We start from the raw sequence: 23344 nt of genomic DNA, 5'->3' as shown, positions 1-23344 counted from the left end.
ATCAACCCTTCGTTCCTTTTTACTGAAGAACACCGCGTCATGCCCGTGCATCCACAGGATGAGTGGGTGGGCGATGAGACGGCAGAATTGTCCGATTTGGCGGGCAGGGCGGGATATCAGTTAAATCTGCAGGCAATGCGGAAAAATCGTTTTATATCGGTATGCGTCGCTTGTCTGATATTCGAGCAGCGTTAAATAGGAATATTCAGAACCTAGTATGACAATGATTGACTTAATCTAAGAAAATTCTCCTGTTTTACGTATGATTGATGAGACTCCACATTGTCAGGCGGGAAATGCATTTTTGGCGCTTCAAGAAAGACGCGGTCACGTGTCGTGTCGGGCCGCTCGTCGCGCGTTGCTAGAGACATCGCGCCCTCATTTCTCCTGCCCCGCAGACCGATCTGCGTCAACCGCTGGCCCCGGCAAACGTTCTACAATGATGGTTGTTCTCCGAAGTGAGTTTTCATGCGTAAATTTTTTCTTCCCGGCTTGACTGCCACGGTCGCTGCGGGCGCGCTGCTGGTCGCCGCCACAGGCTTTTTTTCTCCGGCGGCCCACGCCAACAACGTGATCGTGCTCAATTCCGGCGAAGCCACGCTGAGCCTGATCGACGAAGCGACCCGCCAGGTCGTCGGCACGGTGCCCACGGGCAAGGAACCGCACCACCTGATGGCCACGCCGGACAATTCGTCGTTGATCGTCGCGAATTCGGTGTCGAACAATCTGATGTTCGTCGACCCGAAAACGGGGCAGGTGCAGCGCTGGGTCGAGAACATCGAAGATCCGTACCAGATCGGCTTTTCGCCTGACCGCAAATGGCTGGTTACCACCGGCCTGCGTCTGGACCGTCTGGACATCTATCACTACGACGGCCAGAAGAACCAGATGACGCTGGCCTCGCGCTTGCCGCTCGCGGTCATGCCGAGCCACATGGCGTTCACGAACGACAGCAAGACGGTATTCGTCACGCTGCAGGTGTCGGGCGAACTGGCCGCGATCGACCTGGCCACGCAAACCGTCAAGTGGAAGATGAAGGTTGGCAAGGTGCCGGCGGGCCTGTGGATGACGCCGGGCGAGAAATACCTGCTGGTCGGCATGACCGGCGCGGACTACGTCGCGGTGGTCGACTGGCGCAACCAGAAGATCGTCAAGACGATCCACACCGGCAACGGCGCGCACAACTTCCGTTCGCTGGCCGACGGCAAGCACGTCGCGGTGTCGAACCGCGTGGCGAGCACGATCAGCATCATCGACGAGGACACGCTCACCAACGTCGGCGACATCACCGGTTTGATGCCGGGACCGGACGACATGGAACTTTCCGCCGACAAACGCTATCTGTGGGTTACGTTCCGCTTCGCGAAGCACGTCGGCATCATCGACCTGACAACGCGTAAGCTGATCCAGACGATCGCTGTCGGCCGTTCGCCGCACGGCATCTATTTCTTCAATCGCGCGCCGGTCACGGCGCCGAACGGCGCTTGATGCAGGGGCCCATGCCGCACCACGCGAACCGTCACGGATGAAGTAACCAGACCAGCACCATGTTCCATCTGATTTTTTCTTCCCTCGACAACTTCGTCTCCGCCGTGCAGACGTTGTTGTACGTCGACGTGGTGCAGCCGCTACTGTTCCGCTTCGATCTGATGGATTACGACGAAGACACCTACGACAGCCTGTATTGGGTGATCGTGGGCGTCGTCGAAGTGCTGGCCATGTACGCGGTTCTGCGCCCGCTCGAAGCGCTGCGTCCGGTAGAGAAGTGGGAGACCCGCAAGGCGGTGCGCGTCGACGTGATCTACACGTGGATCGCCAAGCTCGGCATTCTGAACCTGTTCTTTTTCTTCGCGCTCCAGCCATTCTTCGACACCGTGCAGGCGTGGCTGCGACTGCACAACATTTCGAATATCGAGTTCGACAATCTGTGGCCGGGCGTGACCACGCAGCCGCTCGTCACGTTCGTGATGTATCTGCTGGTGCTTGATTTCGCCGGTTACTGGTATCACCGCTGGGAACATCGGATCGGCGTGTGGTGGGAACTGCACGCGGTGCATCACAGCCAGCAGCAGATGTCGCTCTGGTCCGACGACCGCAACCATCTGCTCGACGATCTGCTGCAAGCCTCGTTCTTCGCGGTGATCGCGCTGGTGATCGGCGTGCCGCCGTCGCAGTTCGTCGTGCTGGTCGCCATCACGAATCTCGCGCAGAGTGTCCAGCACGCGAACATCCGCCTGTACTTCGGTTGGCTGGGCGAGCGCCTGCTGGTCAGCCCGACCTTCCATCGCCGTCACCACGCCATTGGTTATGGCCACGAAGGGCTGAAATACGGTTGCAACTTCGGTGTGCTGTTTCCGTGGTGGGACATGCTGTTCCGCAGCGTGTCCTGGAGCCGGGAAATGGAGCCGACCGGCATCAGCGATCAACTCGAAGGCCGCCGTTACGGCGACGGTTTCTGGGCGCAGCACTGGCTTGCTTTCGTGCGTATCGCCGGGCGTCTTTCGCCGAAACGCCGCACCGAAAGCAACGACGCCGCCGCCGTTTGAGCGCGCTTCCTCCCACGCCGCCGGTTTCCCCGGCGGCGCGTCACGTGGTTTATCCTGTTCACGTTTGCGATCCTTCGCCGGGCTGCCCGGCGGGTTTGTCGCGCGCTTCACTCCATTCCATCGTTTCGCTCACCGGCACTGGCTCGCATGAATGATCTGTTGCGCTCGTTCGGGCGCGCGCTGACAAGCGCGCTCCACCCGCGCATGCTCTGGCTGACCTTCATGCCGTTTCTCGCGGCAACGGTCGGGTGGGGCGTGATCCTGTGGTTTTCCTGGCAGACGCTGATCGGTGCGACGCGCAGCTGGCTCGAAGGCTGGTCGTTCACGCTCACGCTTTATCATCTGTTCGACTGGCTCGGTTTTTCAGCGCTGCATGCGGCGATCGCGCCGTTTATGGTGATCGCGATGACGATTCCGCTGATCGTCGTCACGGTGCTGCTGCTGATCGCCACGCTGTCGATGCCCGCGGTAATCCGCTTCCTGTCGGCACGGCAATTCCCGAGCCTGGAAATGCGCCGCGGCGGAACGTGGTACGGTAGCCTCGGACAGGCGCTGTGGACCACGCTGGTGTGTCTGGTGCTGCTGATCGTCACGTTGCCGCTCTGGCTCGTGCCGCCGTTCTTCGCGCTGATTCCGCCGCTGCTGTGGGGCTGGCTGACGTATCGTGTGATGAGCTACGACGCGCTCGCGCTGCATGCCACACGTGACGAGCGGCGCGCGCTGGTGCGGCGTTTCCGTTTGCCGTTGCTGTTGATCGGCATCGCGAGCGGCTTGCTGGGTTCGCTGCCTACGCTGTTGTGGGCGTCGTCGGTCTGGCTGATCGTGCTGTTCCCGGTGGTCACGGCCGTGACGATCTGGATCTATGCGTTCATCCTCGTGTTCTCGGCGTTATGGTTCGGCTACTACTGTTTGCGCGCGCTGCAACGCATGCGCGCGGATGAGCACGGCGGCGTGCGGCACGCGGCGCCGGTTCCCTACTGATGAATTACTGACTAAGCGAAAAAGAGGCGGCAATGGCATTTGGCGTCATCATCATCGGCGATGAAATCCTGTCGGGCAGGCGTATCGACAAGCATCTGCCGAAGGTCATCGAATTGCTGGGCGCGCGTGGGCTGTCGCTCGGCTGGGCGGAGTATATCGGCGACGATCCGGAGCGCATCACCGCGACGCTGCGGCGCACGTTCGCCTCGGGCGACATCGTGTTCTCCACGGGCGGCATCGGCGCGACGCCAGACGACCACACGCGCCAATGCGCGGCGGCCGCGCTCGGCGTGCCGCTCGAACTGCATCCGGAAGCCGCGAAGCTGATTCAGGAGCGCATCCGCGACATGCATCCGGCGAACGCGGCCACGCCGCTCGATCTGGAGTCGCCGGAGAACCGGCATCGCCTGAATATGGGCACGTATCCGCAGGGCGCGTCGATCATTCCGAACGGCTACAACAAGATTCCGGGCTTTTCGATCAGGCAGCATCACTTCGTGCCGGGTTTCCCGGTGATGGCGTGGCCGATGATCGAGTGGGTGCTGGATACGCAATACGCGCATCTGCATCACGCCATGCCGCACGCTGAGAAGTCGCTGCTGGTGTTCGAGTTGCCGGAGTCGCGCCTCACGCCGCTGATGGAAAAGATCGAACGCGATTTTCCGGGCGTGCGGGTCTTCAGTCTGCCGAGCGTGGGCGATGCGGAACGCGGTGGCGTGTACGCGCGGCATCACATCGATCTGGGCGTGAAGGGCGAGCCCGAAGCGGTGGCGGCGGCCTTCGTCAAGCTGCGGGAAGGCGTGCACCTGCTGGGCGGCGATATCGTCGAGCCCGAGGCGGCGGCTGCGGCGGCGAAGCCGCGCGGCTGATTCGCGCGGCGCACGTTTATCCTGGGTTCGGGCGCTGCGGCGCCCGTTTTTCATCGCGCTCGTCGCCGATTCCGAGCGCGGCAGAGGCGGATCATCGGCCTGTCACATTCGGCGCCGACGATGTGCCTGTCCTCACGTGCGCGCCTTAATGGGCGGTTTTGAGGCGGCGTCCACGAGCCGCGGCGACAAGCAAATATCACGCAGCGCTCGCGCAGCGATCAGGCAACCGCAAGGCGACCGCAAGGTAACCGCGCGCCGCACAACCGCCGCACTCACGCGCCGATCCACGGCAACCCGCGAAAGCACCAGCCCGACACCGTCTTCCGATGCCCTTGGCCGTCCTTGTCGCCTTCGAAGCCTTCCAGCAGGTCATACGCCTTCGTGAAACCGGCCTGGGTGGCGGCGATCGCGGCGAGCTTCGAGCGCGCGGCGCTGCGGCACAGGAACAGCACGGGCGTATCCGGCGTGGCGACCTGCTTCAACGCCGCGAGAAATTCCTGATTCGGCACCGCGCCCGGATAGCGCGTCCATTCCACGTGCGCGTATTGTCCGTCGCCGATCACCGGCCGGCCGACCCAATCGAGTTCGGCGCGGGTGCGCACATCCACGAGACGCGTGCGCGGATCGAGCTGCAGCAGTTCGAACGCTTCGGCGGGCGATATCGCGCCCGCGTACGGCAACTGATTCTCGGTGCGGCGTTTGTCCGCGCTGGCGTACAACTGTTCGAGCGTGCTCATGAGCGCAAATCTCCTTCGGACCAAATGATCATTCTAGCGCGCGGCGCGAGGCGCGCACGTGTGGCGCGAGCAGCCGCGAACGGGCGTGCGCCGCGGTCCGGCGAATGCGCAAACATGGTGCAAGTTTGGTGAAATGCACCAAAATAGAAATGTTGGCCGTTGCCGATTTGGCGAATGCACGTATTTGGTGCGACATATCGTCCAAAGATTTCGGGGCTGCATGCCGTTCGGTGCGCCCATTCCCCGCAAACGCGCGCGCACCGTGGTTCTGCTCCGGGTTGGCGCATACGTGGCACAGAAGCTGCTTTATTGGTGCCGATCGATTTGTCCAGGCAGACCTTTATGTTCCTCCTCAACGATTGAGGGTGGACGCGCCGGGACGGGTCAGCTAGATTGGGCGGCGGCTGAATCCGCCGAATTCGTTAATCAGGAGAAAAGGTTATGAGTAAATCCGTGGCCGACGTCGTGCAACTCGTCAAAGACGAAGACGTCAAGTTTGTCGACTTTCGTTTCACCGACACGCGCGGCAAAGAGCAACACGTTTCGGTGCCGGTGTCGGCATTCGATGAAGACAAGTTCGAAAGCGGCCATGCGTTTGACGGTTCTTCGATTGCCGGCTGGAAGGGCATCGAAGCCTCGGACATGTTGCTGGTCCCGGATGCGAACACGGCCTTCATCGACCCGTTCTACGAAGAATCCACCCTCGTGCTGACCTGCGACGTCGTCGAACCGGCGGACGGCAAGGGCTACGAGCGCGACCCGCGCTCGCTGGCAAAGCGCGCTGAAGCCTACCTGAAGAGCACGGGCCTCGGCGACACGGCATTCTTCGGCCCGGAACCGGAATTCTTCATTTTCGATTCGGTCCAGTGGAACACGGATCAATCGGGCTGCTTCATCAAGATCGGTTCGGAAGAAGCACCGTGGTCGTCGGCGAAGGAATTCGAAGGCGGCAACACCGGCCACCGTCCGGGCACGAAGGGCGGCTATTTCCCGGTCGCACCGGTCGACACGTTCCAGGACATCCGTTCGGAAATGTGTCTGTTGCTCGAACAGATCGGCATTCCGGTCGAAGTGCACCACCACGAAGTCGCGGGCCAAGGCCAGAACGAGATCGGCACCAAGTTCTCGACGCTGGTGCAACGCGCCGACTGGCTGCAGCAAATGAAGTACATCATCCACAACGTCGCGCACACGTACGGCAAGACGGCAACGTTCATGCCGAAGCCGGTGGTCGGCGATAACGGTTCGGGCATGCACGTTCACCAGTCGATCTGGAAAGACGGCACGAACCTGTTCGCAGGCAACGGTTACGCAGGTCTGTCGGAATTCGCGCTGTTCTACATCGGCGGCATCATCAAGCATGCTCGCGCGCTGAACGCGATCACGAACCCGTCGACGAACTCGTACAAGCGCCTCGTGCCGCACTTCGAAGCACCGGTCAAGCTGGCTTACTCGGCTCGCAACCGTTCGGCATCCATCCGTATTCCGCACGTGTCGAACCCGAAGGGCCGCCGTATCGAAACGCGCTTCCCGGATCCGATGGCGAATCCGTACCTGTGCTTCTCCGCGCTGATGATGGCGGGTCTGGACGGCGTGCAGAACAAGATTCACCCGGGCGAAGCTGCCGACAAGAACCTGTACGACCTGCCGCCGGAAGAGGATGCAAAGATCCCGACCGTGTGCGCCGGCCTCGACCAGGCGCTGGACGCGCTGGACGCTGACCGCGAATTCCTGACGCGCGGTGGCGTGTTCACGGATTCGATGCTCGACGCGTACATCGAACTGAAGACGGGCGAGCTGCAACGCTATCGTCAGTCGGTGCACCCGATCGAATTCGAAATGTACTACTCGCTGTAAGCGGCAATGGCGCTTCGCCCTTCACACGGCGAAGTGCTTTGCCCGACGCTCGCGATCGGTCACGAAGGGACGGCGGCGCCGTCCCTTTTTCGTTAGACCGCGCACAACGTTTGCGGCTCGCGGGCAATGGGCAAAGAGCAACACAAAAAAGCGCATCACCGGTTTATCACCATCTCCTATCGGCCAGACTGCAAGATGGTTCTCAAGAATCTGATCAAGGCAAGGAAAGGGCACGAGCAGGCGCTTTCGGACGACGCTCAGCTCGTCAGTTCCGGTTTACTGCCGGGCTTCGAGGCGTTGCCGACGGTCGTGCTGGTGCTCGAAAAGCGCACGCTGCGCGTCGCGTTTGCGAACCCGTCGGCGGAGTCGATGCTGGACCTCTCGCGCCGGCAACTGACGCAGATGGCATGGCCGGACATCTTCTCGAATGCCGACGAACTGGTCGCGACCATTTCCGCGATCGCCGCCCACCGTTTTCACGCGACCCATCTTGACGCCGTGCTCGAACGTCCGGGCCACGAGCCGCTGCATGTGCATGCGATCGTCGGTTTCCTGGAAGGCGCGCAAGACTATGTGCTGCTCGAACTGTTCGAAAACGAGCGGCATTTACGCACCGACCGCGAGGAGCGCATCAACGACCTCACGGCGGTCAACAAGCAACTGATCCGCAATCTCGCGCACGAGATCAAGAATCCGCTCGGCGGGATTCGCGGCGCGGCGCAACTGCTCGAGTTCGAACTCGGCGAGCGTCAGCGCGACGAGTTGCGCGAGTACACGCAGGTCATCATCAAGGAATCGGACCGGCTGCAAACGCTGGTCGACCGGCTGCTCGAGCCGCACCGCCATCCGCATATCGTCGGCGACGTGAATATCCACGAAGTGTGCGAGCGCGTGCGCCAGGTGATTCTCGCGGAGTTTCCGCGCGGCCTCACCATCGAACGCGATTACGACGTGAGCGTGCCGGATCTGCGCGGCGATAAGGAGCAGTTGATCCAGGCGCTCCTGAACATCGTGCGCAACGCGGCTGAAGCGTTGCGCGAACGTATTTCTCAAGGCGATGCGCGGATCGAATTGCGCACTCGCATTGCGCGCAAGATTACGGTGTCGAAACGCTTATGTAAGCTGGCACTGGACTTGCATATCACTGACAACGGCCCAGGCATTCCCGAAGAAATCCGTGACCGCATTTTCTATCCGCTCGTGTCGGGGCGCGAGGACGGTAGTGGTCTCGGACTGACGCTCGCGCAGACTTTCGTGCAACAGCACGACGGTTTGATCGAAGTGGATAGCCGCCCGGGCCACACCGAGTTTCAGATTCTGCTGCCGCTCGACTGCTAACACCAATGCCTCGTGAGAAAACGCCGGGCCGCCCACGTTTTCTCACTCCCCTTCGGGGGGCCTGCCGCGAAGCGACAGGTTTGGGGGCACTCTTGAGACTTCTGACCGACCCATATGAAGCCGATCTGGATAGTAGACGACGATCAATCGATTCGCTGGGTGCTCGAAAAAGCACTGGCCCGCGAAAACTTCGCGACCCGCAGCTTCGCGAACGTGCGCGAGGCGTCGGCCGCGCTCGACCACGACAGCCCGCAGGTGCTGGTGTCCGACATCAGGATGCCCGGCGGCTCCGGCCTCGAACTGCTGCAAACCGTGCGTGACAAGGTGCCGGGCTTGCCCGTCATCATCATGACGGCGTTCTCGGATCTGGATAGCGCGGTCGCCGCATTCCAGGGCGGCGCGTTCGAATACCTCGCCAAACCGTTTGACGTCGACAAGGCGGTCGAACTGATTCGCCGTGCCGTGGACGAAAGCATGCGCGGCGAACAGACGTGGGACGAACGCGTTACCGAAGCACCGGAAATGCTCGGCCAGGCGCCGGCGATGCAGGACATGTTCCGCGCGATCGGCCGCTTGTCCCATTCCGCGGCAACCGTGCTCATTACCGGCGAATCAGGCACCGGGAAGGAACTGGTCGCGCGTGCGTTGCACCGACATAGCCCACGCGCGAACGGTCCCTTCATCGCGCTGAACACCGCGGCGATTCCGAAGGATCTGTTGGAATCCGAATTGTTCGGCCATGAGCGGGGCGCGTTTACCGGCGCACAGGCCATGCGTCAGGGCCGCTTCGAACAGGCCGAGAACGGCACGCTGTTTCTCGACGAAATCGGCGACATGCCGTTCGATTTGCAGACGCGTCTGTTGCGCGTGCTGTCGGACGGGCAGTTCTATCGCGTCGGTGGCCACAATCCGTTGCGCGCCAATGTGCGCGTGATCGCGGCGACGCACCAGAATCTCGAATCGCGCGTGCGTCAGGGTCTGTTCCGCGAGGACTTGTATCACCGGCTCAATGTGATCCGCCTGCGCTTGCCGGCCTTGCGCGAACGCAGTGAGGACATTCCGCTGCTCACGCGGCACTTCCTGCAAAAGAGTGCACGCGATCTCGGCGTCGAGCCGAAGCGCGTGTCCGAAGAAGCGCTGGCTTATCTCGCGTCGTTGCCGTTTCCGGGCAATGTGCGTCAGTTGGAGAATCTCGCCAACTGGCTCACGGTGATGGCGCCGGCGCAGACCATCGAGATCAAGGACTTGCCGCCTGATCTCGGCCCCGCGCAAGCCGGCGTGACCGATCTGGCCGGCGGTGGCGGTGCGATCGGAACGGGAGATGCGGGCCTCGCAGGCGGCGTGCCGGTCAACGGCACGAGCGCCGCGGCGCATCCGGCCGCGGCGGGCGGCATGCCGGTCGCGAACACCGTCAGCGCCTGGGAAGGCGGCTTGCGCACCGAAGTCGCGCGGATGTTGCGCGAGAATGCGGCGGACGTCATGGACGAACTCGCGCGCCGGTTCGAAGCCGCCGTGATTCGCGAAGCGCTCGACTTCACGCGTGGACGCAAGGTCGAAGCGGCGGAGCGTCTCGGCATCGGCCGTAACACGATTACGCGCAAGATTCAGGAACTCAACCTCGAGCCCTGAGTATCGCGTTGTAGAGCGGGGCGGCGCGCGCGTCGCTCCGCTCATTCGCCTGTAAAACGAGTCACGGGCTCCCACAAGGCATAATCGACGCTGTTTTCATTCGACAGCTGACGATGCCCGCTTCTCCCGCTCCTTTCTCCTGGCCGCTTTCTCCCGATCCCTTCCTGTCGCTCGAAGCGCTCGACGACCCTGACGCGCTCGCGTGGGTCGAACAGCAGAACGCCCGCACGCGCGCCGCGTGGTGCAACAGCGCGGAATTCGAGTCGCTCAGGCAACGGCTTGCCGACGCCTATCTGCCGCGTGAGCGTCCGGTGATTCCCGATCGCTGGAAGGAGTGGGCTTACGACCTGTGGCAGGACGAGCGCAATCCCAAGGGCATCTGGCGGCGTACCACGTGGGCGGCATGGCGTGGCGGCAAACCGGAGTGGCAGAACCTGCTCGACTTCGACGCGCTCGGTGCTGCCGAGGGCACGCCTTGGGTCTGTGTCGAATTCGACATTCTCTATCCCGATGGCGACCGCGCGCTGATCACACTGTCGCCCGGTGGTTCGGATGCGCTCGTGGTGCGCGAGTTCGACATCGACGCGCGACGTTTTCTCGACGACGGCTTCGTGATCGCGAAGGCCGGCAAGCACACGGCGTCGTGGATCGATCGCGACACGCTTTACGTCGGCTGGGATAACGGCCGCAAGACGTTGACGCGCTCCGGTTATCCCCGCGAAGTGCGACGCTGGACGCGCGGCACCGCGCTCGCCGACGCGCCGGTGGTGTTCAAGGGCGCGTTCGGCGACATCGGCGTGGAGGGGCACTACGATCCGGTCGAGCAACGGCACACGGTAGTGAGCAGCGTCGATTTTTTCGATTCGCACACGTACTACCTCGATGATGCCGATGGTGCCGTCGACGCCTGGCGCCGCTACGAGGTGCCGTCGCATGTCGCGGTGAGCGGCTGGCAAGACTGGCTGTTGCTCGAACCGCGGCTCGATTGGGACTGTAATGGCATGCACTATCCGGGCGGCGCCTTGCTGGCGATCCGCGAAGACGCGTTCCTGCGCGGCGAGCGCGACGTGCAGTCGCTATTCACGCCGACGCCGCAAACCTCGGCCTGTGAGTGGACGCATACGCGCAACCACCTGATCGTGTCGTACCTGGAGGACGTGCAGAACAAGACCTTGGTGTTGACGCCGTCGCAAGGCGACGATCAGGCGTGGCATTGGCAGCAACTCGTCTTTCCAACGCGCGAGGATGCGCAAGCCGACGTCTCGCCGGTGGAGCCGACGCTCGACGACGAAGTGTTCGTCGATACCGACGACTATCTGCAGCCACCTGCGTACTGGCTCGCCGATCTCGCCCGTGACGATCTGAGCGAATGGGAGTTGCTTGACCGCTGGCCGACGCAATTCGACGCAACGCAGTTCGCCGTCACGCGTGGCCACGCAGTTTCCGCGGACGGCACGCGCGTGCCGTACACGGTGATCGGCCCGCGCGCCGAGCAACAACACGCGCGTCCATGCCTGCTCAACGGTTACGGCGGCTTTGCAATTCCCTTGCTGCCGAGCTATCTGACGGGGCAGGGCATCGGCTGGCTGGCGCGCGGCGGCGTGTACGTGGTCGCGCATATTCGCGGCGGCGGCGAGTTCGGCACGCGCTGGCATATGGCGGCACAGGGCGAGCATCGCCAGTGCGCATTCGACGATTTCATCGCGGTGGCCGAGGCGCTCATCGAGACTGGCGTGACGAGCGCCGCGCAACTCGGTATTCAGGGTGGCAGCAATGGCGGTTTGCTGGTGGCGGCGTGCATGGTGCAGCGGCCCGAGCTGTTCGGCGCCGTGGTGTGCGAGGTGCCCTTGCTCGACATGAGCCGCTATCACCTGCTGCACGCGGGCGCGTCATGGATCGACGAATACGGCGATCCCGACGAACCCGATGAAGCGGGCATGCTGGCCGCTTACTCGCCGTATCACCGCGTGTCGGCGAACGTTGCGTATCCGCCTGTGCTGTTCACCACATCGACGGCCGACGACCGTGTGCATCCCGGCCACGCGCGCAAGATGGCCGCGCGCATGCAGGCGCTGGGTGCCGACCACGTCTGGTATCGGGAGAACACGCAAGGCGGGCACGGCGGCTCCGATGAGCTGGAGCAGGCCGAGCATGATGCGATGGTGTTCGAGTTCCTGTGGCGTACGCTGAACCGGTCGACGCAGGCCTGACGTCGTGCGGAAGGATCAGCCGAGCTGCGCGACGACCGGCGCGTGGTCCGACGGCTGGTCCCACTTGCGCGGCACCTTGTCGACGTCGCACGACGAACACACGTCAGCCAGCGCCTTCGACAGCAGGATGTGGTCGATGCGCAGCCCCGCGTTGCGGCGGAACGCCATCATCCGGTAATCCCACCACGAGTAGATCTTTTCCGGCTGCTCGAACTGGCGGAATGCATCGACGAGACCGAGCTCGATCAGCCGCACGAACTCCGCGCGTTCTTCGGGCGACACCAGATTCTGGCCTTCCCACGCTTTCGGATCGTGCACGTCGCGGTCTTCCGGCGCGATGTTGTAGTCGCCTAGCAGCGCGAGCTTCGGATGCGACGCCATCTCGCTCGCGATCCAGTCGTGCAGCGCAGCAAGCCAGCGCAGTTTGTACGAGAACTTATCGGTGCCCGGCGCCTGGCCGTTGGGGAAATACGCGGAGATGATGCGCACGCCTTCGATGGTCGCGGCAATCACGCGTTGCTGCGGATCTTCAAAGCCCGGAATATTCCGCACGATGCTGCCTTCGTCGACCGTCAGGCCGCCGCGCACCAGAATGCCGACGCCGTTATAAGTCTTCTGGCCGGCGAACCAGCTGCGGTAGCCTTTTTCTTCGAGTTCGGCGCGCGGGAATTTTTCGTCCGGCAGCTTCAGTTCCTGGAGGCACAGTACATCGGTGCCGCTGGTTTCGAGCCAGTCGACCACATGCTGTTGGCGGACTTTGAGGGAGTTGACGTTCCAGGTGGCGATTTTCATGACATTCTCACAAGCTTGCGTGATTCCGATAGTCCCGCATCTTATCGCGCGGGCGAGCGGACGGTGAAAATGGCCCCGCCGCGGCACCGAAAATAAAAGCGCGAGCCGGTCATGTCGCGGCGTATAGTGGGATCACTCACACTCGCGCTTTTGCGCATCGGGGAGGCATCATGGCCGAACTTTACCCAGCCCTTTATAAGGACTTCGAAGTGCATCCGCTGGTATTTTCGCGGGCGTTCGACAAGTTCGACGGTCACAAGCGCCACTCCGAAGGCTACGACGTCGCGGTGCGCGTCTGCCGGCCGGGAGCAATCAGCGGCTCGAAGGCGAGCCGCGTATTTCGTCTCGTGCTGCCGCTCACGTTCTCCGATTTCGGCGTGGCCAAACGCAGTGCGAGCCAGTACGGCGCGGACATCATCGACGGTAAGGTGGAAGGCGCGACGGTCCAGGATCTGTGAGTCGCGTGTGCGTGATTTTACGAGCGTGAAATAATTCGCGCGATTGTTTGACGTCTTGCGAACATCTCTATACAATCCGTTTTCTCTGACGCGGGGTGGAGCAGTCTGGCAGCTCGTCGGGCTCATAACCCGAAGGTCGTAGGTTCAAATCCTACCCCCGCAACCAAGCATTGTTGAAAGCCCGCTGGCGCAAGCCACGCGGGCTTTTTAACTTCTGCGGCATCCGTGCGCATACGGGTTGAAGCGCGTGCGCAAGACACCTTCACTCCGAATCAATCGCCCATTCCACCGCCGCTTGCGCATGCAACGCGGTCGTGTCGAACACGGGCAACGCGGAATCTTCTGGCTTGATCAGCAACGTGATCTCGGTGCAGCCGAGAATCACCGCCTGCGCGCCACGCGCGGCCAGCGCTTCGATCACACGCTGATACACCGCGCGCGAAGCGTCGTTCACTTTGCCGTGGCACAACTCATCGTAAATGATGCGGTGCACGTCCGCGCGATCGGCTTCATCGGGAATCACTGTGTCGAGGCCGTAGCGCTCACGCAGGCGTCCCGTGTAGAAAGCTTGCTCCATCGTATAGCGCGTGCCCAGCAAGCCCACTCGCTCGATGCCTGCCGCGCGCAGCGCGCTGCCGGTCGGATCGGCGATATGCAGGAAGGGCACGTCGATCGCCGCTTCGATCGATTCATACACGCGATGCATCGTATTGGTCGCAAGCATCACCAGATCGGCGCCGCCCCGTTCGAGTTGGCGCGCGGCGTCGGCCATCTGCTGGCCGAGCGCGTTCCAGTCGCCCGCGCGCTGGTTCGCTTCGATCGGCGCGAAGTCGACGGTGAGCATCAGGCTGCGGGCGTTGTGGTGGCCGCCCAGGCGCGCTTTGGCGTGGCGGTTGAGCAGCTTGTAATACTCGGTGGACGATTCCCAGCTCATCCCGCCGATCACGCCGATGGTTTTCATGTGCTTGCTCCGTGAGTGGATGACGGCGCGGCATCGCATCGACCGTCTGTCTGGCGAGTATAGGCGGGCGGCGCGATGCACTGCCGGTACGGATCGCGCGCCGCTCGCCGGTACGGCCAGATGAAAAAAGCGTCGAACAAAAACGCCGCCACGCGCTTTCTGACGCCGATAGAATCGTAGTCAATCAGGACGGGGTCAAAGGGAGCGATAGATGGATCTGATCATCCGCCGCGCGATGCTGCCACCGGGCGCCGCGCCGCAATACAAAGAGCCGGTCGACATCGGCATCGAAGCGGGCCGCATCGTCGCCGTCGAGCCGAAGCTGGCCGCCAGCGCGCGCGAAGAAATCGATGCCGCGGGTTCACTCGTCACACCGCCGTTCGTCGATCCGCATTTCCATATGGACGCGACGCTCTCGTACGGTTTGCCGCGCGTGAACGCGTCGGGCACGCTGCTCGAAGGCATCGCGTTATGGGGCGAGCTGAAGCCGCATCTGACGCAGGAGGCGCTGATCGAGCGGGCGCTGCAGTATTGCGATTGGGCCGTCGCGCGCGGACTGCTTGCTATCCGCAGCCACGTGGATGTATGCGATCCGCGTCTGCTCGCGGTCGAGGCGCTGGTCGAAGTGAAGCGCCGCGTCGCACCGTATCTCGATCTGCAGCTGGTGGCCTTTCCGCAAGACGGCGTGTTGCGCAGCCCGGGCGCGTTCGAGAATCTCAAGCGCTCGATCGCGATGGGTGTGGACGTGGTCGGCGGCATTCCGCATTTCGAGCGCACCATGGCCGACGGCGCGCAGTCGGTGCGCCTCTTGTGCGAGTACGCGGCGGAGCAGGGCTTGCGCGTCGACATGCATTGCGATGAATCGGACGATCCGATGTCGCGGCACATCGAGACGCTCGCGGCCGAAACGCACCGGCTCGGTTTGCACGGGCGTGTCACCGGCTCGCATCTGACCTCGATGCATTCCATGGACAACTACTACGTCAGCAAGCTCCTGCCGCTGATGCGCGAGTCGGGCGTCGCGGCGATCGCGAATCCGCTGATCAACATCACGCTGCAAGGGCGCAGCGACACGTATCCGAAACGCCGCGGCATGACGCGCGTGCCGGAGATGATGGCGGCCGGCATCAACGTCGCGTTCGGCCACGATTGCGTGATGGACCCGTGGTACAGCCTCGGCTCGGGCGACATGCTCGAAGTCGCGCACATGGGCTTGCATGTGGCGCAGATGACGGGCGTCGACGGCATGCGCGCCTGTTTCGAAGCGGTGACGGTGAACGCCGCGCGCATTCTCGGTCTGGAAGGCTACGGCATCGCGCCGGGATGCTCGGCCAATCTGGTGCTGCTCGATGCGCGCGATCCGGTGGAAGCGATCCGCTTGCGCGCCGCGCGCCTCGCGGTAGTGAGCCGCGGCAAGGTGGTGAGCCGCGCGCCGGCTGCGCGCGCGGCGCTGTCGCTCGAAGGCCGTCCGGCGGAAGTGGACTTCAAATTGCATCGCGATTGATTGCGGCTTGATGCCTCGCGCGAAACAAAAAAACCGGTGCCTGCTTACGCAGGTCACCGGTTTTTTATCGGCGCGAAGCAAAGCGCCGACGCTTGCCTCAACCCATCAATGCGCCGCGCCCGGCGACATGCCGTTGTGGCGCAGCAAGGCGTCGATATTCGGCTCGCGGCCGCGGAACGCCTTGAACGACTCCATTGCCGGACGGCTGCCGCCCACTTCCAGAATCTCCTTGCGATAGCGCATGCCGGTCGCCTGATCGAGCACGCTGCCGCTTGCCGCTTGCGCCGCTTCTTCGAATGCCGCGTAAGCATCGGCGGAGAGCACTTCAGCCCACTTGTAGCTGTAGTAGCCCGCCGCGTAACCGCCCGCGAAAATATGGCTGAACGTATTCGGCCAACGCGAGAACGGCGCCTGCGGCACGACATGGAAGCGCTCGTTGATTTCGTTCGCGAGTTCGGTGGCGTTCTTCGTGCCTGAAGCGTCGAAGCCGGTATGCAGTTGCATGTCGAACATCGAGAACACGATCTGGCGCAGCGTGCCCAATCCGCTCTGGAAGTTCTTCGCGGCGAGCATCTTGTCGAACAGATCGCGCGGCAACGGCTTGGCCGTTTCGACGTGCGACGTCATGTCGCTCAACACGTCCCACTCCCAGCAGAAGTTCTCCATGAATTGCGACGGCAGTTCGACCGCGTCCCACTCGACACCGTTGATGCCCGACACGCCCAGTTCATCGACACGCGTGAGCATGTGATGCAGACCGTGGCCGAACTCGTGGAACAGCGTGATGACTTCGTCGTGCGTGAAGCAGGCGGGCTTGCCGCCGACCGGCGCCGAGAAGTTGCAGGTCAGATACGCGACCGGCGTTTGCACGCTGCCGTGCGTGTGCTTGTGACGGCCGCGCGCATCGTCCATCCACGCCCCGCCGCGTTTGCCTTCGCGTGCATACAGATCGAGGTAGAACTGCGCGACGAGGCCGCCGTCCTGATTCTCGACGCGGAAGAAGCGCACGTCCGGATGCCACACGGCCGCGTCGTCGCGACGGATACGCACGCCGAAGAGCGTTTCAGTGACCTTGAACAGCCCCTTGAACACGGCGTCTTCCGGGAAGTACTGTTTGACTTCGTTCTCAGAGAACGAGTAGCGCTTCTGACGCAGACGCTCCGCGGCAAACGTCATGTCCCATGGTTGCAACTCGCTCATGCCGAGTTCGTTCGCGGCGAATTCGCGCAGTTCCTTCCAGTCCTGCTCGGCATGCGGACGCGCACGCGTGGCGAGGTCTTCGAGAAAGCTCATCACCTGAGCGGGCGACTCGGCCATTTTCGGCGCGAGCGAGACTTCGGCGAAGTTGTTGAAGCCGAGCATGTGCGCTTCTTCTGCGCGCAGTTTCAACTGGTCGGCGAGTACCGCGGTGTTGTCCCACTCGGGCTTGCCGTTGCCGTATTGCGGGCCGAGTTCCGAAGCACGCGTGACATAGGCGCGATACATCGCTTCGCGCATCGGACGATTTTCCGAGTACTGCATCACCGGGAAATACGACGGGAAGTGCAGCGTGAACTTGTAGCCGGTCTTGCCTTCGCGTTCGGCTGCTTCCTTCGCGGCTTCGACGACGTCTTCGGGCAGGCCGACCAATTGCGCTTCATCGCCGGCTTCGACGAGATAGGCATAGGCGTTGGTCGCATCGAGCACGTGATCGGAAAACGCTTTCGAGAGCGCCGCCTGGCGTTCCTGCAATTCGGCGAAATGCGGTTTCTGGTCCTCCGGCAATTCCGCGCCGGACAGGCGGAAATCGCGCAGCGCGTTGCCGAGGATCTTCTTACGCTCGTCGGTCAGCGAGGCGAAATCGCTGCTCGCGTTCAACGCCTTGTACTTCTCGTACAGCGCGAGATTCTGGCCGACGCTCGACCAGAATTCGGTGACGCGCGGCAGATTTTCGCCATACACGGCGCGCAACTCGGGCGTATCGGCGACGGCGTTCAGATGGCCGACCACGCTCCAGGCGCGCGACAGCGGTTCGGTGGCGCGCTCGACCGGTTCGACCACGTCGGCCCACGAAGCGGGGGTGATCGGCTGGGCAGCGCGTTCGACGGCGGCGGCCGCATCGGCGAGCAGCACATCGAGGGCTGGCGTGACGTGTTCGGGGCGGATTTCGCCAAAGCGCGGCAGGTCGGAGAAATCGAGGAGCGGATTGTCGTGATTCGAGGCGGTAGTGGACATGAGGCTTCCTGTCTGACGCGGGTGAACGGGTAATCGGTGCATCGACGGGCATCCCCCCAAGGGGACTTCCTTCGGAGCGCGTGCAATGACGCCCCATAACGGCCGATACAGACATTATTGGGGCAGGGCGCGCCGATTCCAATCCGTCGGCAGACAAATTATCAGATGTCGCGGCCTTGTGCGCGTGCCGGACAGGCCGGGCGGCGCCGCGCGCGGCAATAACGCGCCGCTGCGCTTTGTGCGAAAGCGCACGGTCCCGATTGCTGCTATGCGGCAAGGTGGAGCGTCGCTACCGGTCAGCGGCGTTTTTTGCAAAGAGGTATCAATGAATCCGCTTTCGGACGCTCTATCGCACAAGGGCAACAATTTTGATCTCGTGCGACTGCTGGCCGCCATTGCCGTCGTGTATGGCCATTCGTACGTGCTGCAGGCTCCCGACGGCAGCACCGATTGGGTCCAGAACGCGCTGGGTTTCGACGGTTTCGGCGCGCTGGGCGTCTACGCCTTCTTCCTGCTGAGCGGCATGCTGGTGACCGCCAGCTTCGACCGGCAACGCTCGGTGCCGCGCTTCGCCGTGTTGCGCATCGCGCGCCTGTGGCCGGCGGTGGCGGCAGGGTCGCTGGTGACGGTGTTCATCGTCGGTCCGCTCTTTACGACGCTGACGCTGCGCGAGTATTTTGCCTCCGGCATGACCTGGGCCAACCTCGACAACTTCTCGACTATCGTGCGGTCGGCCGGCTGGGCGCTGCCCGGCGTGTTCGAGCACAACCGCTATCCCGTCGACATCTGTGGACCGCTCTGGACGCTGCCGGTCGAAGTGCGCTGCTATCTGCTCGTGCTGGTGACCGGCATGGTGGGTTTGCTGTCCAACTCGCGTGGCGTGGTGCTCGCGGCCGCGCTCGGCTGCGCCACATTCATGCTGAACGTGGATCACGCGCATTGGCAGATCGGCTTGCGCGATTTCAGCGAAACGCCCGACGGCTATTCGTTCTGGCCGCAGCCGTTTTTCATGCTGGGCATGCTGCTGTATGGCTGGCGTGAGCGGATCGACATCAACGGCTTGGCGGCGCTGGCGTTCGCGATGGTGTTCCTGGTGTTCCGCGACACCGCCGGCGCGCAGCCGCTGTTCTATCTGGCCTTCGTGTACGGCGTGCTGTGGGTCGGGACGACACCGCTTCTGCGGCGCTTCGTGCCGCGTCATGATTACTCGTACGGCATCTATCTGTACGGCTTCCTGGTCCAGCAATGCGTCGCGAACATCGCGCCGCAGTTGAGCCATGTGGCGGCGGTGTTGATTGCCGCGCCGTTTATTCTTTTGTGCGCGGCGCTGTCGTGGCACTTCGTGGAGCGGCCGGTGCTGAAGTGGTGCCGCGGGCGTCTCGCGCGGCCGTCGACGCAGGTAGCCGCGGGCATGCCGGCTGGCGATCAGGCGGTGCGCTGAGATGTGCTGAGTATGAGGTCCGCGGCCGGTGCCGATTGACTTGGAGGGTTTGCCAAGACGCCGCCAGGGCCGCTAGGTCCTGAAGCCGGCGAAGGTGCTTCGCCGGCTTTTCTCCCGCCGTTTACGCGTTCGCTGCCGCTTCGCGTTCGGCGGCTTCAATCGTGTTGACGAGCAGCATGGTGATGGTCATCGGGCCGACGCCGCCCGGCACCGGCGTGATGTAGCCGGCCACTTCCTTGACGCCCGCAAAATCCACGTCGCCGCACAGCTTGCCGGCTTCGTCGCGATTCATGCCGACGTCGATCACCGCCGCGCCCGGTTTCACCATCTCCGCCGTGAGGATGTTGCGCAAGCCGGTGGCGGCGACCACCACGTCGGCGTTGCGCGTATGAGCGGCCAGGTCGCGCGTCTTGCTGTGGCAGATCGTGACGGTCGCGCCCGCTTCGAGCAGCAGCAGCGCCATCGGCTTGCCGACGATGTTCGAGCGGCCGATCACCACCGCGTTCGCGCCTTGCAGCGGAATCTCGTAAGCGGCGAGCATTTTCATGACGCCGTACGGCGTGCACGGGCGGAACAGCGGCCGGCCGGTCATCAGCGCGCCGGCGTTGGCAACGTGAAAGCCGTCGACGTCCTTTTCCGGCGCGATCGCTTCGATCACCTTGTGGCTGTCGATATGCGGCGGCAGCGGCAGTTGCACCAGAATGCCGTGAATGCGCGGGTCGCGGTTCAGTTCGTCGATGCGTGCGAGCAACTCGGCTTCCGGCAGGTCGGCCGGATAACGGTCGAACGACGAGCCGAGGCCGTTGTCGTTGCACGCCTTCACTTTATTACGCACGTAGACTTCGCTGGCCGGATTGTCGCCGACCAGCACCACCGCGAGGCCCGGCTGATGGCCGCGAGCGGTGAGGGCGGCGGCGCGCGCGGCGACGTCGGCGCGCAGGGTCTTGGAAAGGGCTAGGCCGTCGATCAGTTTGGCAGTCATGGTCGGTCGAGATGGGCAGTTTGGAAAGCGGGGCAGGGCGCAGACGCTTGTGCGTGCCGCGCGCGATGGCGCTTTTCAACGGGAATGGGTCGGCACGTGAAAAGGGCGCGGCGCGAATCGGGGTTAAGCAGCGCTGCAAAGTGCGACATTATACCGGCCCTGCCAGGTGCGCCGCGTACGGATTCCAGGCTGTGCGGCAGCGCTACGGATGCCGGCCGCGCGTGCCTCACATGGTGGGACGGATGCCCGGTTGGAACGGTGGCGGCAGCGGGTGCGCCGCCAGACGCGTATTCGGGGCCGCGCCTGCCGCCTGGTGCGGCGGGCGGAGGCAAAGCTGTCAAACGCGACTTGCTATGGCTGGACCGGCTGCCAACCCGAGCCCGGCTCGAACGATGTGATCGCCGCCGCCGCGCGTGCGGTTCGCGGCCCGAGATTCTTCTGATACACCTGTCCGTCCTGATTGACGATGAAACTCATCACGCCGGTCTTGCCATAGTCGGCCGGCGATGCGATCAGTCCGAACCCTTTGCTCAGCACGCCGTTGTCGACGTAGTTCCTCGCGCCACCCTTAGCGTGCGCCCCTTGTGCCGTGAGAATGCGGAAGTGATAGCCGTGATACGCCTCCTCAGGCTGCGTGCCGTCGGGCATCGTGGCAGCGAGCGGCCCAAGCGGACTTTCCGCTTCGCCGGGCGCCGTCGTCCAGTACTGGCCGTCGTGCTGGCCCGGCGTACTGACGAAGCGCTGTGCATAGTGCTGGGTGAGGTTGCGATAATCGTACTGCGCATCGAGGTAAGCGAGCGAGGTCAGGATCGCGGCGTGTTCATTGCGGCCGATGCGCCGTGTCAGCATCTCGTCGCGTCCCGCCGGCGGATCGAAACGCCAGCCGTTGCCCGACTGCACGAGCGGAATCGGCAGGGTCCAGCCACTGTAGCCGACCGTCAGATGCGCGGTGGCGCGCCCCTTGTCCATGACGGGGTCCTCGACGATCTGATGGTTTTTCGACCATTCGCCGAGGAACTGATAGATGTCGTCCTCCCCGATGCCTTCGGTTGGAATGAAGCGATGAAAATCGCCGCCGAGCACGCGCTTGAGGGCATCGTCGTCGTTGCGGGCGAGGGCTTCGACGAAGGCATTGGCGGCGTCGTCCGCGCTGGGATAGATCGCCTGGGCATGAGCGGGGATCGCGCTGATTAGCAGCGCCGGCGCCAGCAGCAGTGCGCCGGTGCTGCTGAGCGCGATAGCAAGTATCAGGACCTGGGCACGCAGCCTGCCCCGAGAGAATGGACGCATCATCAGACTTCTCCTTTTTTGTTCAACGATTGCGGCCGAAGTGATGCTCGCCTGCTCCGCCGCTGCCCAGGCCGCCGCCTCCGCCGCCCAAGCCTCCGCCCACACCGGCGGTGCCGCCGTTACGCTGGACACCGCCGCTGTTCGCGCCGAGACTTCCGCTCATGTGTTGCTGGCCGCCGCCATTTGCGGCGAGACCTTCGCCTGCGCGCTGCAGGCCGCTGGCATTTGCGCCGGTCGTGCCGCCCGCATGCTGCTGACCACCGCGGCCGGCGAGCGCATCACGGCTTGCCTGGCCGCGTTGCGTGTCCTGTCGCGCGGCTTTGCCGTCGCCGGCGCCGCGCAGCGCGTTGTCGCGATTGACGTTCTGCGCGCGGTTCTGCAACTTGGGGTTCGCCGTGCCGCCGTGATGAATGCCTTGCACACGCTGGCTCGCGCTGCCGCCCAGATTCTGGCCAGTGCGGTTTTGCAGCGTCTGCTGCGCCCGGGCGCGGGCGTCGTCGCGGCCGCGATACGCATCGCGCTGTGCGCCGCCGACGTTATTGTTCAAGCCGCGATTGACATTCGCGTTGCCGACGTTGCGATTGATGTTGGTGTTGCGATTCCAGTTCGTCGTGCTGCCATTCACGTTGATCCGGTTGTTCACATTGATAGTGTTGTACCGGTTCACGTTGATGTTGACGTCATGTGAGTTCCAGTCGAAGCCGCCCCACAGCGCGTTCGCCACCGCGACGCCGGTGCCGAACGCGAGGCCCGCGACGAAACTGGTGCCGATCACATAACCGGGCGGCGGCGGTACATACACCGGCGGATACGCGGGATAAGGCCACACGCCGTAGACCACGGTCGGGTTGTAGGTCGGCACGTACACTACTTGCGGATTGGCCGGCACGATCTGAATCGTGCTCTGTTCGACCACGACCGTTTGCTGCGACGTCGTCTTCAGATTGCCCGCGGCCTGTGCCTGCCTGCGCAGACGCTGCACGGAGTCCACTACGTCGCTGGGCTGGGCGAGAAACGCGCTGCCGAGTTGCGTGACCCAATCCGCTTTCGAGGCCATGGTGGCGAGCACCTGCGGGAAGGCAACGAGCGACTGCACGCTCGGATCCCACGGCTCGGACGCGACTGCCTTGACGGCGCTGTCGCCTTGCAGCGTCGAGTTGACTCTGGACCATATGGCCGCCGCCTGCACGTCTTGCGGAAACGTCGAGGCCATCAGCACCTGGGCGAGCAGGGCGTCCGGATAAAGGGCAATCGGCGCGGCAAGCGAATCGAGTTGCTGGTTCGACATTTTCGCTGTGCCTTGCGCATGGACGAAGTCCGGCGCGGCCAGTCCGACGAATAGCGGCGCTCCCGCAAGAACGGCGCAAACAAGCATCACACGCGAGCGGTGTGCTCCGGATCGTTTCACGATGAATTCCTCCCGGTGGGGTTTATACGACGAGACGTCGGTGCGCAGCACGGGCTGCGTCGCTTCGCCGCGATGGAATACGGCGAGGAAATGGCGAGTCGGGCCGGTGTCCGGTGGGTGGTCGGAC

Annotated in this window: 18 protein-coding genes and 1 tRNA gene; 12 read left to right on the top strand and 7 right to left on the bottom strand. The window is 63.4% G+C overall.

Annotated elements, in window-relative coordinates; translation table 11 throughout:
• Nucleotides 1–468: 468 nt before the first annotated feature.
• The 4 genes from ACQKRQ_RS17905 to ACQKRQ_RS17890 all read left to right on the top strand — a co-directional run bounded on the left by ACQKRQ_RS17905 (nt 469) and on the right by ACQKRQ_RS17890 (nt 4396).
• On the top strand, nt 469–1488 hold the full coding sequence (locus tag ACQKRQ_RS17905; protein ID WP_132373805.1) for a beta-propeller fold lactonase family protein: 1020 nt from the start codon (nt 469–471) through the stop codon (nt 1486–1488).
• Nucleotides 1489–1547: 59 nt separating this feature from the next.
• The gene (locus ACQKRQ_RS17900; protein ID WP_132373806.1) at nt 1548–2546 is read left to right on the top strand and encodes a sterol desaturase family protein; all 999 of its coding nucleotides are present in this window, start codon (nt 1548–1550) and stop codon (nt 2544–2546) included.
• 147 nt (nt 2547–2693) lie between these two features.
• The gene (locus tag ACQKRQ_RS17895; protein ID WP_408255895.1) at nt 2694–3527 is read left to right on the top strand and encodes an EI24 domain-containing protein; all 834 of its coding nucleotides are present in this window, start codon (nt 2694–2696) and stop codon (nt 3525–3527) included.
• 32 nt (nt 3528–3559) lie between these two features.
• Nucleotides 3560–4396 carry a competence/damage-inducible protein A gene (locus ACQKRQ_RS17890; protein ID WP_408175832.1) on the top strand — a complete coding sequence of 279 codons (837 nt, stop codon included), beginning with the start codon at nt 3560–3562 and terminating at the stop codon, nt 4394–4396.
• 272 nt (nt 4397–4668) lie between these two features.
• Here ACQKRQ_RS17890 and ACQKRQ_RS17885 read toward each other — a convergent pair whose 3' ends face one another.
• The gene (locus ACQKRQ_RS17885; RefSeq protein ID WP_427478516.1) at nt 4669–5133 is read right to left on the bottom strand and encodes a rhodanese-like domain-containing protein; all 465 of its coding nucleotides are present in this window, start codon (nt 5131–5133) and stop codon (nt 4669–4671) included.
• A gap of 441 nt (nt 5134–5574) precedes the next feature.
• On the opposite strand from ACQKRQ_RS17885, the gene glnA reads away from it, so the two are divergent.
• The 4 genes from glnA to ACQKRQ_RS17865 all read left to right on the top strand — a co-directional run bounded on the left by glnA (nt 5575) and on the right by ACQKRQ_RS17865 (nt 12167).
• Nucleotides 5575–6990: a type I glutamate--ammonia ligase gene (glnA, locus tag ACQKRQ_RS17880; RefSeq protein ID WP_073427532.1), complete on the top strand. Its 1416-nt coding sequence runs from the start codon at nt 5575–5577 to the stop codon at nt 6988–6990.
• Nucleotides 6991–7185: 195 nt separating this feature from the next.
• On the top strand, nt 7186–8328 hold the full coding sequence (gene glnL, locus ACQKRQ_RS17875) for a nitrogen regulation protein NR(II) (protein WP_342960366.1): 1143 nt from the start codon (nt 7186–7188) through the stop codon (nt 8326–8328).
• Between the two features lie 114 nt (nt 8329–8442).
• Nucleotides 8443–9957, top strand: a complete 1515-nt coding sequence (ntrC, locus tag ACQKRQ_RS17870) for a nitrogen regulation protein NR(I) (protein WP_132373809.1) — start codon at nt 8443–8445, stop codon at nt 9955–9957.
• A 113-nt stretch (nt 9958–10070) separates the two neighbouring features.
• Nucleotides 10071–12167 carry a prolyl oligopeptidase family serine peptidase gene (locus tag ACQKRQ_RS17865; RefSeq protein WP_427478513.1) on the top strand — a complete coding sequence of 699 codons (2097 nt, stop codon included), beginning with the start codon at nt 10071–10073 and terminating at the stop codon, nt 12165–12167.
• Nucleotides 12168–12182: 15 nt separating this feature from the next.
• Here ACQKRQ_RS17865 and xth read toward each other — a convergent pair whose 3' ends face one another.
• Entirely contained in the window at nt 12183–12959 is a 777-nt protein-coding gene (xth, locus tag ACQKRQ_RS17860) for an exodeoxyribonuclease III (RefSeq protein WP_427478511.1), read from the bottom strand.
• A 170-nt stretch (nt 12960–13129) separates the two neighbouring features.
• Between xth and ACQKRQ_RS17855 the strand changes: the two genes are divergently transcribed.
• Complete coding sequence (locus tag ACQKRQ_RS17855) at nt 13130–13417, top strand: hypothetical protein (protein ID WP_106279408.1); 288 nt, start codon at nt 13130–13132, stop codon at nt 13415–13417.
• An 89-nt stretch (nt 13418–13506) separates the two neighbouring features.
• Nucleotides 13507–13583, top strand: a tRNA-Met gene (locus ACQKRQ_RS17850).
• 96 nt (nt 13584–13679) lie between these two features.
• On the opposite strand, the gene ACQKRQ_RS17845 is transcribed toward ACQKRQ_RS17850, so the two are convergent.
• Nucleotides 13680–14378 (bottom strand): aspartate/glutamate racemase family protein, encoded by a 699-nt coding sequence (locus tag ACQKRQ_RS17845; RefSeq protein ID WP_427478509.1) that lies wholly within the window; start codon nt 14376–14378, stop codon nt 13680–13682.
• Nucleotides 14379–14589: 211 nt separating this feature from the next.
• Here ACQKRQ_RS17845 and ACQKRQ_RS17840 point away from each other — a divergent pair, with 211 nt between their 5' ends.
• Nucleotides 14590–15882, top strand: a complete 1293-nt coding sequence (locus ACQKRQ_RS17840; protein WP_427478507.1) for an amidohydrolase family protein — start codon at nt 14590–14592, stop codon at nt 15880–15882.
• Between the two features lie 105 nt (nt 15883–15987).
• On the opposite strand, the gene ACQKRQ_RS17835 is transcribed toward ACQKRQ_RS17840, so the two are convergent.
• The gene (locus tag ACQKRQ_RS17835; protein ID WP_427478505.1) at nt 15988–18096 is read right to left on the bottom strand and encodes a M3 family metallopeptidase; all 2109 of its coding nucleotides are present in this window, start codon (nt 18094–18096) and stop codon (nt 15988–15990) included.
• A 325-nt stretch (nt 18097–18421) separates the two neighbouring features.
• On the opposite strand from ACQKRQ_RS17835, the gene ACQKRQ_RS17830 reads away from it, so the two are divergent.
• Nucleotides 18422–19537, top strand: coding sequence for an acyltransferase family protein (locus tag ACQKRQ_RS17830; RefSeq protein WP_427478503.1), 1116 nt, complete (start codon nt 18422–18424; stop codon nt 19535–19537).
• 121 nt (nt 19538–19658) lie between these two features.
• On the opposite strand, the gene folD is transcribed toward ACQKRQ_RS17830, so the two are convergent.
• The 3 genes from folD to ACQKRQ_RS17815 form a co-directional block, all read right to left on the bottom strand.
• Nucleotides 19659–20519 carry a bifunctional methylenetetrahydrofolate dehydrogenase/methenyltetrahydrofolate cyclohydrolase FolD gene (folD, locus tag ACQKRQ_RS17825; protein ID WP_132373816.1) on the bottom strand — a complete coding sequence of 287 codons (861 nt, stop codon included), beginning with the start codon at nt 20517–20519 and terminating at the stop codon, nt 19659–19661.
• A 351-nt stretch (nt 20520–20870) separates the two neighbouring features.
• Nucleotides 20871–21812: a DUF2950 domain-containing protein gene (locus ACQKRQ_RS17820; RefSeq protein ID WP_427478501.1), complete on the bottom strand. Its 942-nt coding sequence runs from the start codon at nt 21810–21812 to the stop codon at nt 20871–20873.
• 19 nt (nt 21813–21831) lie between these two features.
• Complete coding sequence (locus tag ACQKRQ_RS17815; RefSeq protein WP_427478500.1) at nt 21832–23217, bottom strand: DUF3300 domain-containing protein; 1386 nt, start codon at nt 23215–23217, stop codon at nt 21832–21834.
• Between the last annotated feature and the right edge of the window lie 127 nt (nt 23218–23344).

The organism is Paraburkholderia sp. NPDC080076 (assembly GCF_050281145.1).
Lineage (GTDB): Bacteria > Pseudomonadota > Gammaproteobacteria > Burkholderiales > Burkholderiaceae > Paraburkholderia.
This window is presented reverse-complemented; position numbering and strand designations above follow the sequence as displayed.

Bases quoted from the DNA above. Each gene is read 5' to 3' on its own strand.
- ACQKRQ_RS17835 (WP_427478505.1), bottom strand. From the start codon at position 18,096: ATGTCCACTACCGCCTCGAATCACGACAATCCGCTCCTCGATTTCTCC.
- xth (WP_427478511.1), bottom strand. From the start codon at position 12,959: ATGAAAATCGCCACCTGGAACGTCAACTCCCTCAAAGTCCGCCAACAG.
- ACQKRQ_RS17890 (WP_408175832.1), top strand. From the start codon at position 3,560: ATGGCATTTGGCGTCATCATCATCGGCGATGAAATCCTGTCGGGCAGG.
- ACQKRQ_RS17885 (WP_427478516.1), bottom strand. From the start codon at position 5,133: ATGAGCACGCTCGAACAGTTGTACGCCAGCGCGGACAAACGCCGCACC.
- glnA (WP_073427532.1), top strand. From the start codon at position 5,575: ATGAGTAAATCCGTGGCCGACGTCGTGCAACTCGTCAAAGACGAAGAC.
- ACQKRQ_RS17895 (WP_408255895.1), top strand. From the start codon at position 2,694: ATGAATGATCTGTTGCGCTCGTTCGGGCGCGCGCTGACAAGCGCGCTC.
- ACQKRQ_RS17855 (WP_106279408.1), top strand. From the start codon at position 13,130: ATGGCCGAACTTTACCCAGCCCTTTATAAGGACTTCGAAGTGCATCCG.
- ACQKRQ_RS17845 (WP_427478509.1), bottom strand. From the start codon at position 14,378: ATGAAAACCATCGGCGTGATCGGCGGGATGAGCTGGGAATCGTCCACC.
- ACQKRQ_RS17865 (WP_427478513.1), top strand. From the start codon at position 10,071: ATGCCCGCTTCTCCCGCTCCTTTCTCCTGGCCGCTTTCTCCCGATCCC.
- ntrC (WP_132373809.1), top strand. From the start codon at position 8,443: ATGAAGCCGATCTGGATAGTAGACGACGATCAATCGATTCGCTGGGTG.
- ACQKRQ_RS17820 (WP_427478501.1), bottom strand. From the start codon at position 21,812: ATGATGCGTCCATTCTCTCGGGGCAGGCTGCGTGCCCAGGTCCTGATA.
- ACQKRQ_RS17830 (WP_427478503.1), top strand. From the start codon at position 18,422: ATGAATCCGCTTTCGGACGCTCTATCGCACAAGGGCAACAATTTTGAT.
- ACQKRQ_RS17840 (WP_427478507.1), top strand. From the start codon at position 14,590: ATGGATCTGATCATCCGCCGCGCGATGCTGCCACCGGGCGCCGCGCCG.
- folD (WP_132373816.1), bottom strand. From the start codon at position 20,519: ATGACTGCCAAACTGATCGACGGCCTAGCCCTTTCCAAGACCCTGCGC.
- ACQKRQ_RS17900 (WP_132373806.1), top strand. From the start codon at position 1,548: ATGTTCCATCTGATTTTTTCTTCCCTCGACAACTTCGTCTCCGCCGTG.
- ACQKRQ_RS17905 (WP_132373805.1), top strand. From the start codon at position 469: ATGCGTAAATTTTTTCTTCCCGGCTTGACTGCCACGGTCGCTGCGGGC.
- glnL (WP_342960366.1), top strand. From the start codon at position 7,186: ATGGTTCTCAAGAATCTGATCAAGGCAAGGAAAGGGCACGAGCAGGCG.